The organism is Leucobacter chromiireducens subsp. chromiireducens, from assembly GCF_016758255.1.
Classification (GTDB): Bacteria; Actinomycetota; Actinomycetes; order Actinomycetales; family Microbacteriaceae; genus Leucobacter; species Leucobacter chromiireducens.
Map to the genome: position 1 here is coordinate 123,407 of NZ_QYAD01000004.1, position 13,567 is coordinate 136,973.

At 66.4% G+C, this 13,567-nt stretch carries 10 protein-coding genes; 3 read left to right on the forward strand and 7 right to left on the reverse strand.

The features are described from left to right. Positions 1-20: 20 nt before the first annotated feature. The 4 genes from whiA to uvrA all read right to left on the reverse strand — a co-directional run bounded on the left by whiA (position 21) and on the right by uvrA (position 6,926). Complete coding sequence (gene whiA / locus D3226_RS11555) at positions 21-1,001, reverse strand: DNA-binding protein WhiA (RefSeq protein ID WP_202382754.1); 981 nt, start codon at positions 999-1,001, stop codon at positions 21-23. A gap of 62 nt (positions 1,002-1,063) precedes the next feature. Beyond that, positions 1,064-1,942, reverse strand: a complete 879-nt coding sequence (gene rapZ, locus D3226_RS11560) for an RNase adapter RapZ (RefSeq protein WP_202382755.1) — start codon at positions 1,940-1,942, stop codon at positions 1,064-1,066. Beyond that, complete coding sequence (gene uvrC, locus D3226_RS11565; RefSeq protein ID WP_337248994.1) at positions 1,939-3,900, reverse strand: excinuclease ABC subunit UvrC; 1,962 nt, start codon at positions 3,898-3,900, stop codon at positions 1,939-1,941. The genes rapZ and uvrC overlap by 4 nt, the downstream gene beginning before the upstream one ends. Positions 3,901-3,986: 86 nt before the next feature. Continuing rightward, positions 3,987-6,926, reverse strand: a complete 2,940-nt coding sequence (gene uvrA, locus D3226_RS11570) for an excinuclease ABC subunit UvrA (protein ID WP_202382756.1) — start codon at positions 6,924-6,926, stop codon at positions 3,987-3,989. A 183-nt stretch (positions 6,927-7,109) separates the two neighbouring features. Here uvrA and D3226_RS11575 point away from each other — a divergent pair, with 183 nt between their 5' ends. Continuing rightward, positions 7,110-7,979 carry a siderophore-interacting protein gene (locus D3226_RS11575; RefSeq protein WP_202382757.1) on the forward strand — a complete coding sequence of 290 codons (870 nt, stop codon included), beginning with the start codon at positions 7,110-7,112 and terminating at the stop codon, positions 7,977-7,979. A gap of 108 nt (positions 7,980-8,087) precedes the next feature. Continuing rightward, positions 8,088-8,489 carry a VOC family protein gene (locus D3226_RS11580; RefSeq protein WP_202382758.1) on the forward strand — a complete coding sequence of 134 codons (402 nt, stop codon included), beginning with the start codon at positions 8,088-8,090 and terminating at the stop codon, positions 8,487-8,489. Here D3226_RS11580 and D3226_RS15090 read toward each other — a convergent pair. Together D3226_RS15090 and uvrB are read right to left on the reverse strand one after the other, a co-directional pair. Beyond that, positions 8,465-9,283, reverse strand: a complete 819-nt coding sequence (locus D3226_RS15090) for a helix-turn-helix domain-containing protein (RefSeq protein WP_202382760.1) — start codon at positions 9,281-9,283, stop codon at positions 8,465-8,467. The genes D3226_RS11580 and D3226_RS15090 overlap by 25 nt on opposite strands. A gap of 15 nt (positions 9,284-9,298) precedes the next feature. Next, complete coding sequence (uvrB, locus tag D3226_RS11590; protein WP_202382761.1) at positions 9,299-11,389, reverse strand: excinuclease ABC subunit UvrB; 2,091 nt, start codon at positions 11,387-11,389, stop codon at positions 9,299-9,301. 139 nt (positions 11,390-11,528) lie between these two features. Between uvrB and D3226_RS11595 the strand changes: the two genes are divergently transcribed. After that, entirely contained in the window at positions 11,529-12,056 is a 528-nt protein-coding gene (locus D3226_RS11595; protein ID WP_202382762.1) for a DIP1984 family protein, read from the forward strand. 268 nt (positions 12,057-12,324) lie between these two features. Here D3226_RS11595 and D3226_RS11600 read toward each other — a convergent pair whose 3' ends face one another. After that, positions 12,325-13,518: a winged helix-turn-helix domain-containing protein gene (locus tag D3226_RS11600; RefSeq protein WP_202382763.1), complete on the reverse strand. Its 1,194-nt coding sequence runs from the start codon at positions 13,516-13,518 to the stop codon at positions 12,325-12,327. Positions 13,519-13,567 lie beyond the last annotated feature (49 nt).

Below are 13,567 nucleotides of genomic sequence, written 5' to 3' on the forward strand. Positions count from 1 at the left end.
GCCGGGCCCCGCCTGGGGGGTCAGATGCGGTCGAGTTCCTCGGGGAGGCTCGCCTCAGTGCCGGGAATGCCGCGAGCCGCGGCCTCCTTGTCGGCCATCGCGAGCAGGCGCCGGATTCGCCCAGCGATCGCATCCTTCGTGAGCACGGGCTCAGCACGCGCGCCGAGGTCATCGAGGCTTGCCTCCCGGTGCTGCAGTCGCAGCTCGCCGGCGTACTTGAGGTGCTCGGGAATCTCGTCGCCAAGAATCTCCAGGGCGCGCTCCACGCGTGCGCACGCCGCGACGGAAGCCTGTGCGGAACGACGAAGGTTTGCATCGTCGAAGTTCACGAGACGGTTCGCAGTCGCGCGGGTCTCGCGCGCGCGACGGAGCTCGTCCCAGCTGTTGCGGGCTTGCTCTGCGCCCATCGCGCCAAGCATCGCGCCGATCGCCTCGGCGTCACGAATCAAAACCTTATTCTGACCCCGGATCTCGCGGCTCTTTGCATCGATGCCCAGACGGCTCGCGGCTCCGACGAGTGCCATCGCGACCTCGTTGCTCGGGCACACGACCTCGAGGCTTGCGGAACGGCCGGGGGCAGTCAGACCTCCGCGCGCCATGAACGCACCGCGCCACACGGCGGCAAGCTCGGGCTGCGCTCCCGTCGTGAGCCGGTTCGGCAAACCACGGATCTGCCGGCGGCGAGGATCAAGCAGGCCAAGCTGGCGAGCAAGCGTCTCACCGTCCAGTACACGAACGAGGAACTGCGGTGCGCCCGGGCGGGTGCTCGACGGAGGCAGCTGCTTGGCCTCGGAGCGCACGCCGTACAGTTCGGCGAGGTCCTTGCGGACCCGCTGCACGATCTGTGGAGTGTGGAGCTCCGCCTCGAGCGCAATGCGCCCGGAAATGGTGTGGAGTCCGCCAGCCAGGCGGAGGATCGTTGCGACCTCGGCGACACGCTCTCCAGTGCGCTGGACGGGGAAACGTACCAGCTCACTCTTCACCTCAAGGGTCGACAGCACGAATGAGTCCTCTCAAAAATCAGGATATGGGAAGGCGGGGCGCCGAAGCAGCGCTGCAGAATCTACTCGCGACCGAGGTCGCGGTGGCGCAGACTGACACTGACGCCCGGAAGGCCCGCGAGTCGATCAGCGAGCTCGCGTGCGGTGGCGACAGAACGATGTTTGCCGCCGGTGCATCCTACCGCGAGTGAGGCGTGTCGCTTGTTCTCGCGCTGGAAGCCAGCAAGCACCGGAGTGAGCGCTGCAACGTAGTTGTCGAGGAATTCCGTTGCGCCGTCACGACTCAGAACGTAGTCCTTGACTTCCGCGTCAACTCCGGTGAGAGCGCGCAGCTCAGGCTCCCAAAACGGGTTCGGGAGGAAGCGCATATCGACCATCAGGTCCACGTCTGTGGGCGCACCGTACTTGAAGCCGAAGCTCACCACCGACAGCTGCAGGCCGGGCGTGTTGTCGTCGGAGAAAAGTTCCCGTGTAGCCGTCGAAAGATCGTGCACGTTGTAGCGCGAGGTATCGATCACTACGTCGCTCGAAGCGCGCAACTCTTGCAGCCGATCACGCTCCAAACGAATGCCCTCGAGCAGGCTGCCGGCCTCGGCCTGGAAGGGGTGCGGACGCCGGACAGACTCATAGCGTCGAACGAGAATCTCATCGGTAGCGTCTAGGAACACCACACGAACGGTGGCATTCTCGCGAAGCTCAGTGACGGTGTGCTGAATATCGGCGAACAGGTCACGACCACGAACATCAACGACCGCGGCGATCTTTGGCAGCGCCCCGCCCGAGCGGTCTGCCATGTCAGCCAGGGTCTTCAGCATCGTGAGCGGGAGGTTGTCGACAACGTACCAGCCCAGGTCTTCGAGGGTGTTGGCGACGGTGCTTCGACCGGCCCCTGACATCCCCGTCACGATCAGTATCTCCTGCGTGGATTCCACCTCGCTCATGCGCTTCCCTCCTCGCCCGGCTCCGTCGTGGATGCCGTCTCCAGCTTAGCGTCAGCCACATCACTCGAAGCAGAATCCGCTGGCACCTCCCCGAGGTGCGCTCGCACCTGTTCGGCGAGCCTGGGCCCGAGCCCGGGCGCCGCAGAGAGCTCCTCAAGACTTGCAGCCCGCAGACGCGCTACGGAGCCGAAGTATTTGAGCAGGCCCTGCACTCGCTTCGGTCCAAGGCCCGGGATCTCCGAAAGTTGGCTCGCAATCGCCGTGCTGCGTCGCTGCCGCTGGAAGGTGATCGCGAAGCGGTGCGCCTCGTCGCGCACGCGCTGCACGAGGAACAGCGCCTCACTCGTGCGCGGCAAAATGACAGGGAACGGATCATCGGGCAGCCAGAGCTCTTCGAGTCGCTTGGCGACGCCACACAGCGCGATGTCCGTGATTCCCGCCTCCCGCAACGCGCGGGCGGCTGCCTTCACCTGCGGCTCCCCACCGTCAACGATGAGGAGCTGTGGGCGATCGCGATAGATCCCGCTCGGCTGCTCGCCAGCTTCGCGGGCGGCGTTCAACTGTGCAGCGCGGCGTGAGATCACCTGGTAAATCGAGTCGGTATCGTCGGTGGTCTCTTCGATCCGGTACTTGCGATATGCCCCCTTCGCGGGAAGCCCGTCTTCGAACACGACAAGGGAGGCCACCACCCCGGTGCCCTGCAGGTGCGAGACGTCCACACACTCGATCCGAAGTGGCGCCTCAACCATGCCGAGCGCGCGCTGCAGCTCGGCGAGCGCGTCCGTACGCGCCGTGAGGTCGGCGGCTCGCTTGAGCTTGTGCCTGATGAGGTGCTCACCAGCGTTCAGCACCGCGCGCTCCATGAGCTGTACCTTTTCGCCACGCTCGGGTACGCGCACGCGGACCCTGCCGCGCCGGGGACGCTTCGCGCTGAGCGCGTTCTCGAGCGCTTCGGAGCCCTCGGGCAGCAGCGGGACAAGAATCTCGGGCGGGGGCTCGCGCTCCCCCTCGTACGCCGACTGGACAACCTGTTCGAGCAGCGTGCTCGGCGAATCGTCGAGCTCAACGTCGACGATCCAGCTGCGCTCACCGCGAATGCGCCCCCCGCGAATGATGAACTGGTGAGCCGCAGCCGCGAGCTCATCGGCCCGCAAACCGAACACGTCGAGGTTCACGTCGTGCCCGAGCACCACCGCGTTCTTCTCGAGCACGTGCTGCACGGCCTGCACCTGATCACGGAGCCGCGCTGCCTCCTCGTAGCGCTGCTCGAGTGCCGCCTCGCGCATCCCGTGTTGCAGTGCCCGCAGGTGGCTCGTGTCTCCGCCTGCGAGGAACGCGACGAGCTCCTCGACTCGCGCCCGGTGATCCTCAATCGAGATGAGCTGCGAACACGGGCCGTGGCACCGGCCGATCTGCCCCGCGAGGCAGGGACGACCGCTCGACATCGCACGTTTGTAATCGGCGTCGTTGCAGGTGCGAATCGGAAACGCCTGCTGCAGCAGCCCCGTCGTCTCGCGCAGCGCCCACACCTTGGGGTACGGGCCGAAATACCGGGCACCGCGAATCTTCTCGTTGCGGGTGATGATCAGCCGCGGCGACTCCTCGCGCAGGGTGACCGCGAGGTACGGATAGGTCTTGTCGTCCTTGAACTGGACGTTGAACGGTGGCTTGAACTCCGTGATCCACGTGTGCTCGAGCACGAGAGACTCGGTGTCGGTGGCGACAACGGTCCAGTCCAGTTTCGCCGCGAGCGCCAGCATGCGCCGGGTCCGCGGCATGAGTGAGTGCAGCGGCTGGAAGTAGTTTGCGAGCCTGGCCCGAAGGTTTTTCGCCTTTCCGATGTACAGCACGCGGCCGTACTTGTCGCTGAAGCGATAGACGCCCGGCGAGGTCGGGATCTCGCCCTGCGCAGGCCGGAACGACGCGCGGTTGTCCGTGATCCCGATCTCCGAGGTCACAGAATCTGCGCTCGCGTTCCTCCCCGCAGGCTCCCCGTCGGCCGGGGCGGCTGCGTGCGGTCCCTCAATGCCCCCTGAGGCGGCGATCACGCGCTCGCCTTCGCGCTCGCTTCCACCGCGCGCGCGGACTTCGCAGCCCAGCCCTCGAGCACCTCGGCAAGGAAGCGACCAGTGTGGCTCTCCGGATGCTTCGCGAGCTGCTCCGGCGTCCCCTCGGCAAGGATCGTGCCACCGCCCGAGCCCCCCTCGGGCCCGAGATCGATAATCCAGTCTGCGCTCCGGATCACGTCCAGGTTGTGCTCAATCGTAATCACGGTATTGCCCTTATCGACCAGGCCGTTGAGCACAAGGAGAAGCTTGCGAACGTCTTCGAAGTGCAGGCCGGTGGTGGGCTCGTCGAGGACGTAGATGCTGCGGCCGTTCGAACGCTTCTGCAGCTCAGTGGCAAGCTTGACGCGCTGCGCCTCGCCACCCGAGAGCGTCGTCGCGCTCTGCCCGAGACGAACGTAGCCAAGCCCCACATCGACGAGCGTCTTCATGTAGCGGTGGATCGACGAGATCGGCTTGAAGAACTCCTCCGCCTCAGCGATCGGCATCTCGAGCACCTCGGAGATGTTCTTGCCCTTGTAGCGCACCTGGAGGGTCTCGCGGTTGTAGCGCGAACCACCGCACACCTCGCACGCGACGTACACGTCGGGCAGGAAGTTCATCTCGATCTTCAGCGTGCCGTCGCCCGAGCATGCCTCGCAGCGGCCACCCTTGACGTTGAAGCTGAAGCGACCCGGGAGATAGCCGCGAGTCTTCGCCTCGGGAGTCTCGGAGAACAGCGTGCGGATCTTGTCGAACACACCGGTGTAGGTCGCGGGGTTTGATCGCGGGGTCCGACCGATGGGTGCCTGATCGACGTGCACCACCTTGTCGAGGTGCTCCAGACCGGTGATGCGAGTGTGCTTGCCGGGCACCAGGCGCGCCCCGTTGAGCTGGTTCGCGAGCACCCGGTAGAGGATGTCGTTCACAAGCGTTGACTTCCCCGAGCCAGACACGCCGGTCACCGCAGTCATCACGCCGAGCGGGAAGGTGGCATCGACGTTCTGCAGGTTGTTCGACCGGGCACCCACCACCTTCAGCTCGCGCTTCCGATCGCGCTTGCGCCGCTTCTTCGGCGTCTCGATCGAACGGCGCCCCGCCAGGTAGTCACCGGTGATGGATCGCTCGTTGGCAATCAGCTCCGCGTACTCACCTGAGTGCACCACCGTGCCGCCCTCAACGCCGGCGCCGGGACCGATGTCGACGATCCAATCGGCGGCCTCGATCGTTTCTTCGTCGTGTTCCACCACGATGAGCGTGTTGCCGAGATCACGCAGCTTGATGAGGGTTTCAATCAGGCGTCGGTTGTCTCGCTGGTGGAGACCGATGGAGGGCTCGTCGAGCACGTAGAGCACACCCGTGAGGCCGGAGCCGATCTGCGTGGCGAGGCGAATGCGCTGCGCCTCACCACCTGAGAGTGTGCCTGCGCCGCGCGCGAGAGTCAGGTAGCCGAGCCCCACCTCGATGAGGAAGTCGAAGCGGAGTCGGATCTCACGCAGCACCTGCGCGGCAATCTTCGCCTCGCGCTCGGAGAGCGTCACCTCGTCGAAGAAGCGCTTCGCGTCGCTCAGGCTGAATTCGCCCACCCCCGCGATCGACTGCTCGTTGACCGTGACCGCGAGCACCTCGGGCTTCAGCCGCTGACCGTTGCAAGCGTGGCAGGGCACCTCACGGAGGAACTCGGACCACCGATCGCGCTTCGTGTCGCTCTCGGCTTCGGCGTACTGCCGCTCGATGAACGGGATCACGCCTTCAAACCCCGAGGAGTACTTCACCTCACGGCCGAAGCGGTTCTTCCAGCGCACGTTGACCTTGAAGTTATTGCCGTGAAGCACCGCTTCGCGCACCTCGTCACTCAATTCACCCCAGGGCGTATCAAGCGAGAACTCGAGATCGTTCGCGAGACCGATCAACAGCTTCTCGTAGTACTGGTAGAGGCTCTTGCCCTGGCTCGTCCACGGGATGATGACGCCCTCGCCAATCGACAGCTCGGGATCACCGAGCACGAGGTCATCGTCGACCGACATGCTGGTTCCGAGACCGGAGCAGGTACTGCAGGCACCGAAGGGCGCGTTGAAGGAAAAGGTGCGCGGCTCGATCTCGGTGAGCTGCACGGGGTGCTGGTTCGGGCACGACAGGTGCTCGGAGAAGAGTTGGGTGCGATCCGCCGCCCCGGCTTCACGGTCAACGAAGTCAATCGTGACGAGTCCCCCGGACAAGCGCAGTGCGGTCTCCAGGGAGTCGGTCAACCGGCCGAGGACCTCGGGGCCCGCGACCAGGCGGTCGATCACCACTGAGATATCGTGTTTGATCTGCTTCTTCAGCTTCGGCGGGTCGGACAGCTGAATGAGCTCGCCATCCACGTGCGCACGCGAGTAGCCGCTCGCCGCGAGGTCCTGGAAGAGGTCGACGAACTCGCCCTTCTTCTTACTCACCACCGGGGCAAGCACCTGGAAACGCGTGCGCTCCTCGAGCTCCATCAGCTGATCAGCGATCTGCTGCACGGTCTGCGACGCGATGCGTTCGCCGCACACCGCACAGTGCGGCACGCCGATGCGCGCCCAGAGCAGTCGCATGTAGTCATAGATCTCGGTAATCGTGCCCACGGTAGAGCGCGGGTTGCGATTCGTTGACTTCTGGTCGATGGACACCGCGGGGCTCAACCCCTCGATGAAATCAACGTCGGGGCGATCCACCTGACCTAGGAACTGCCGGGCGTACGCGCTCAGCGACTCGACATAGCGGCGCTGCCCCTCGGCGAAGATCGTGTCGAACGCAAGGCTCGACTTCCCGCTCCCCGAGAGGCCGGTGAACACGACCATCGAGTCGCGCGGGATCGCCAAATCCACGTTCTGCAGGTTATGCACGCGGGCGCCCTGCACGCTGATCTGCGCGTGGGCGGCGGAGGAACGGATCGGTGCGGGGTTCTTCGAGCTCACCCCACCATCTTATGCTGCACTGACTGGAAATTCGAACATATGTGCGATGGGTCGCGCGGCGCTCGCGACGCCCTGAGCGAACCGACCTCGCGCATGAAGGGGCTTCCCGTGCCCCACCCTGGCAGGAAACATACGGGTGTGACAGGGTGGAGGGTGCACAAACATCAGACGATTGAGGTCCCCATGAGCACTCCCGAGTCCCCCGCCGCCGCTCCCGCAGCAGCAGCAGCGCCGACGCGCGCCGCACGCACCGCGCGGCCGCAAATCGTACTCGAGGTGCTCGAACGCGTTCAGCTCTCCCGTCACCTCGTGCGCATCGTCGCCGGCGGTCCAGGGGTCGCGCAGATTGAGCCGAACGGAAAGACGGACGCGTACAGCAAGATGCTGTTCACGCAGCCCGATACGCCGCTGAAACCGCCGTACGATCTCGATGCGCTGCGGGAGGAACTGAGCCCGGAGCAGATGCCCTCGACGCGCACCTACTCGATCCGGCGCTTTGATCTCGACGCCGGAGAGATTTGGATCGACTTCGTGACCCACGGCGAAGCGGGAGTCGCAGGGCCCTGGGCTGACCGCGCGCAGCCGGGCGACGCTGTCGTTCTCCGTGGCATCGGCGGTGGCTATGCCCCCGACCCCACCGCGGATTGGCACCTCCTGGCGGGCGATGAGGCCGCCATCCCCGCGATCGCGGCGGCGCTTGAGGCCATGCCGCGCGACGCGGTCGGCACCGCTCTCATCGAGGTGGGCGGCCCGGAGGACGAGCTTTCCCTCGACGCCCCCACCGGAATCAACGTCACCTGGCTGCATCGCGGTGACGCCGAAGCCGGCACCTCAACAGTGCTTGTCGATGCGGTACGCGCTGCAACGTGGCTGCCCGGCCGTGTGCAGGTGTTCGTGCACGGCGAGCGGGGGGCGATGAAGGCGCTGCGGCCGTACTTCACCGACGAGCGCGGCCTGGACCGCGCACAGCTGTCCCTTTCGCCGTACTGGGCCTACGGCCGTCGTGAGGACGCTTTCCAGGCGGAGAAGCGCGAGCCGATCGGCCAGGTCTGAACTTTTCGGGGCGCCTGGTCTTCTGCGCCGCGTGAGCACCCGCGCTCACGAACGCGTGATGGCCGTTTTCTTCAAGACGGCCATCACGCGTGAGCGTACGCTTGCCGCATGACACTCGCACTGAACTTCATCGGCATCGTCACGAGCGACCTCTCGGCCTCGCTCGCCTTTTATCGCACGCTTGGTCTCGACATTCCCGAGGGGCTCGACGCGGAACCCCACGTGGAGGTGACGCTCCCGGGCGGTACCACGCTCGCGTGGGATCCGCTCACTACGATCCACAGCTTCAATCCCGACTTCGTGCTGCCGACTGGCCCGGGCCGCATCGGCTTCGCGTGCGAGGCGGACTCCCCCGCCGCGGTTGATGCCGCGTACGCCGAGGTCACCGCTCGCTTCCCCGCCGCTGCCGCAACCGCCCCCTGGGATGCGCCGTGGGGCCAGCGCTACGCCACCGTGCACGACCCCGACGGCAACGCGGTCGATCTCTACGCGCCGCTCCCCGCGGCGTAGCGTGAGACTCGCCCCGGGGTGGTGCCCGCGATGTCGCGCAGCTCGCGGGTGAGGTGAGCCTGGTCGGCATAGCCCCCACGCGCGGCGACGTCCACGACCGGCACTCCGCCGCGGAGCAGCTCATGCGCGCGTTCCGCGCGGAGCACCCGTCGCAGGCTCGTGAATCCATAGCCGAAGCCCTCCGTCATCCGCCGTCGAAAGTGGCGCTCGGACACCCCGAACTCACCCGCCACCGCAGCCGCGGGGGCGCCACTCGCCGCTGCGCTGCGCACCGCGGAGCGCCAGTGCCGCTGCTCCGCGAGCACGGGAGCGTAGGCGCGCTGCAACGCGGCCGCTGCAGCCTGAACCGCACGAGCTTGCGCCTCACCGGGCAGGCGGGAGGCCGTGTCGCCCGCCTGACCTGCTTCTACAACCGCGCCACGGACACGCCGGAGGAGACTCAGCGCGGAGCGCAGCTGGAGCGGGCTGAGCACCGCCGTCCCGGCGAGCTGCGCATCGCGAAGCGGCGCCGCGGACTGCGAGAGCGCGAGGCCGGCAGCCCCGGGGTCAAAACGCACCCCCACGGTGACCCCGGATCGGGATCCCTGCACGCGGAGAGCGCGTGTCGACGGGCCGGCGACGAGCAGCGAGTCATCACGGAGGATGAGGTCGGCGCTCCCATCCGCCGCGATGATCCGACCGCCAGCCTCTCCACCAGTCGCCCCACCAGCCTCACCATCAGAGAATGACGCTGGATGCTCCGCGTGAGCCCACCAGAGCGTCCCCACTGCGGGGACTCGGAGTTCGTGGTACACGACCGCGCCGAGCGCTTAGAGGTGCCCGGCGGCGTCCATGCTCCGCAGCTCTCGCTTCAGCTCAGACACCTCGTCGCGCAGTCGCGCCGCGAGCTCAAACTTCAGCTCCTCGGCGGCCGCGAGCATCTGCTCTGTGAGATCACCGATCAGCTCCTCAAGCTTCGCCGAGCCCTCGGCCGCGATCGCGCCGGCGCGCGCCGCGGCCTTGCCCTTCGCACGCTGCGGCGAATCGCCCTTGCGCTGGGAATGCGCGCCCGTCCGTGAGAGCACGTCCTCCGTGTCAGCAGCCTCTCGCGCGAGCATCTCGGTGATGTCGCCGATCTTCTTGCGCAGCGGCTGTGGATCGATGCCGTGCTCCGTGTTGTACGCGACCTGGATCTCGCGACGACGATTCGTCTCGTCAATTGCTTCGCGCATGGAGCGGGTGATCTTGTCGGCGTACATGTGCACTTGCCCGGAAACGTTTCGTGCCGCGCGGCCGATCGTCTGAATGAGCGAGGTACTGGAGCGGAGGAACCCCTCCTTGTCGGCGTCGAGGATCGCCACCAGCGAGACCTCGGGCAGGTCGAGGCCCTCACGCAGCAGGTTGATGCCGACGAGCACGTCGTAGACCCCCGCGCGTAGCTCGGTCAGCAGCTCGACGCGGCGCAGCGTATCGACATCGGAGTGCAAGTAGCGCACGCGCACCCCCGCCTCCTCCATGAAGGTGGTGAGCTGCTCGGCCATCTTCTTCGTGAGGGTCGTGACGAGCACGCGCTCATCGCGCTCTGCTCGGACGCGCACTTCCTCGAGCAGATCATCGATCTGCCCCTCACTCGGCTTCACAATGATTTCGGGGTCGATCAATCCGGTCGGGCGGATGATCTGCTCAACGATGCCGTCTGCCCGCTCGAGCTCGTACTTGCCCGGGGTGGCCGACAGATACACGATCTGGCCCACCCGATCGTTGAACTCGCCGAAGGTGAGCGGCCGGTTGTCGAGCGCGCTCGGCAGCCGGAACCCATGATCGACGAGCGTGCGCTTGCGTGATGCATCGCCCTCATACATCGCACCGATCTGCGGCACCGTGACGTGCGACTCGTCGATGACCACCAGGAAATCGTCCGGGAAGTAGTCGAGCAAGCAGTGCGGCGCCTCGCCCTTCTCACGTCCGTCGATGTGACGCGAGTAGTTCTCGATGCCCGAGCAGAACCCGATCTGTTCCATCATCTCGAGGTCAAAGGTGGTGCGCATGCGCAGCCTCTGCTCTTCTACCAGCTTGTTCTGTCGCTTCAGCTCGTCGAGCCGAGCGTCGAGCTCGTCGGAGATGGTGCCCATCGCTCGGTTCATCACCTCGCGGCTTGCAACGTAGTGCGAGCCAGGGAACACCGAGACGGTCTCGACCTGCTTGATCACATCGCCCGTGACTGGGTGTAGGTAGTACAGCGCCTCGATCTCGTCACCGAAGAACTCGATGCGGATCGCGAGCTCCTCGTACATCGGGATGATCTCGACCGTGTCGCCCCGAACGCGGAAGTTGCCGCGCACAAACTCGATGTCGTTGCGCTGGTACTGCATGTCCACGAAGCGCCGCAGCAGCACATCGCGATTCAGCACGTCCCCCACCACGAGCGGCACCATTGCCTCGTAGTACTCCTCGGGCTTGCCGAGACCGTAGATGCACGAGACGGTCGAGACGACGACGGTGTCACGCCGACTGAGGAGCGCGTTCGTCGTAGAGTGACGCAGCCGTTCTACCTCCGCGTTCACGGAGGAGTCCTTCTCGATGAACGTGTCCGTCTGCGGTACGTACGCTTCCGGCTGGTAGTAGTCGTAGTAGCTCACGAAGTACTCAACCGAGTTGTTCGGCATGAGCTGACGGAACTCGCTCGCGAGCTGCGCGGCGAGCGTCTTATTGTGGGCGAGGATGAGCGTGGGGCGCTGCACCGCCTCGATGAGCCAAGCGGTCGTCGCCGACTTGCCCGTACCCGTTGCACCGAGGAGCACAACATCGGTCTCACCAGCGTTAATTCGGTCGGCAAGCTCTGCGATTGCCTTGGGCTGATCGCCGCTCGGCTCGTACTCGCTGATCACCTCGAAGGGGCGGACGCTGCGCGTAGGTTCCATACCAAAAAGACTAACGCCACCCTCTGACATTCAGATCGGGATCCGCGCACAGCTGATCTCACCTCTCCGCAGAATCCGCGCGCCCGCGCGTGCTAGCCTGGCGTTCCCGCCGAGCACACCACGAGAATTGAGGCACCGGGTGAAACTCGCAGAAGCGCTTGCGCTCCGCGCTGATACGCAGAAGCGCATCGCACAGCTCCGAGCACGCATCGTCGCAAACGCGCGCTACCAGGAGGGCGAGGAACCCTCGGAGGACGCGAAGGCGCTGCTCGCCGAGGCCGCGCTCGCTGTCGGTGAGCTCGAGCAGCTGGTCCGCAGCATCAACGCCACGAACTCAGCGATCGAGGTCGCGCTCCCAACGGCACCCACGCGCAGTTCGGGCGGCCGCCGGCGAGAGGCGGGCGCAACGGAGGCGAAGACCGTCACCATGACCGACGCGCTCGCGCTCCGCGATAGCCTGCGCATGCGCCACGCGATCCTCGTCGAGGCTGCGGAGGCCGCACAGGGCAGTGGCGCGTACCGTCAGATGCGCTCGGAGCTCCGCGAGCTCAGTGCCCTCGAGGTGCCGACGCTCCGCACGCAGGCAGACGCGCTGGCCCGCGAGTTGCGTGAGCTTGATGCGCGCGTGCAGCAGGCGAACTGGGCGCACGAGCTCCTCGGAGACTAGCCGCCGGGGCGGCGGAGTCCGCCCGGCGCAGTGTACGACACAACTTCACACAGCGGAGTCGGTACCGACTCGATCAGCGGGCACACCCCGCGCCAGACGGGCAAATCTGGCTCTTGCAGGGCAGCGGGCAGCCCACCACACACAGTGCAGCCCAGCACTGTGCACATGTGACCAGCCACCGCGCACCGCGCACTACCGCGTGTCGAGATCGAGTCGGGAGGGTGGGATCGGGGACTCTCCGCGTCTGATACGCCGCATTCGGTGCGGCTCAGGCGGCGTCAAACCGCGCGGGCAACGGCAGGTTCCCGACGCCTGAGACCCGCACTTCGTCAAGCCCCTGCCACGCTGCGGCACGGGCGAGGAGTGCTGTGGCGACCTCACTCGTGCGGCCGGGCGCGCCCGGTTCGCGCCAGGCAGCCTGCACGAGCAGCACCCGCGCCTCACGATCCGCTTTCAGGTCGATCCGGCCCGCCAGTTTTCCCGCCACCATGAGTGGCAGGCAGTAGTACCCAAACTGGCGCTGCTCCTTGGGTGTGTAGATCTCGATGCGGTAGTGAAAGTCGAACATGCGCTCGGCGCGCGGCCGAAACCACACCACCGGATCAAACGGGGTGAGAAGCGCGTCGGGCGCGAGCCGGGATGGAAGCCGCGCGTCGCGGTGCCGCCACGCGGATTCCACCGCGCCTGAGGCTCGGCGCCACCCCGCAACCTGCACGGGCACGAGCTCCCCTGATTCCTCCAGGGCGCGGACTGCCGCGCGAGCGGGGGCAGCCTTGAGCCGGTGATAGTCGGCGAGGTCCGCGAGTGTGCCGACACCGAGTGAGCGCGCCGCGCGGGAAATGAGCTGGCGCTGAGCCTCCGCCCGCGGCACCTCAGCAAGCGCGGCCGCTGGGAGAGCGTGCTCGGCCAGGGTGTAGCGGCGCTGAAAGCCCTCGCGCCCGGCCGACACCACCTCCCCCTCCGCAAACATGACCTCAACGGCCTGCTTGGTGTCGCTCCAGTCCCACCAGGGACCGCGCTTCTCGCGCGGCCCTTCCTCGAGCTCGCGAACAAAACGCGGCTGCCCGTCGGCGAGCAGCCTGCGCAGGCGCGCGATCTCGGGCGCAAGCTGTGCGGCTCGACCGTTCGCGGCGAAGCGATCCCGGAAGTCAGCCATGCGCCACCCAAATAGGGGTCGGTCGGCCACGGGGAGAAACGCTGCCTCATGCGCCCAGTACTCCGTGTACTCGCTGCCCTCCCACAGATGGCGATCAAGCGCCGCGTGCGAGTACGCACCGTGCCGCGAGAATACGGGGAGGTAGTGGCTGCGCGAGAACACATTCACCGAGTCAATCTGCAGCACGTGCAGGGCTTCCAACGCGGGGTCGAACGGTCGCCGCTGCCGCAGCCGCGCGGAACTGGAAAAGCCCTGCGCGGCGAGAGCGATTCGCCTCGCCTCCGCGGCGCTGAGTGTTTCAGTCATGCGAGAACGCTAGCGGGCACCCCCGACACGCGCGCACGCACGCGCCCAG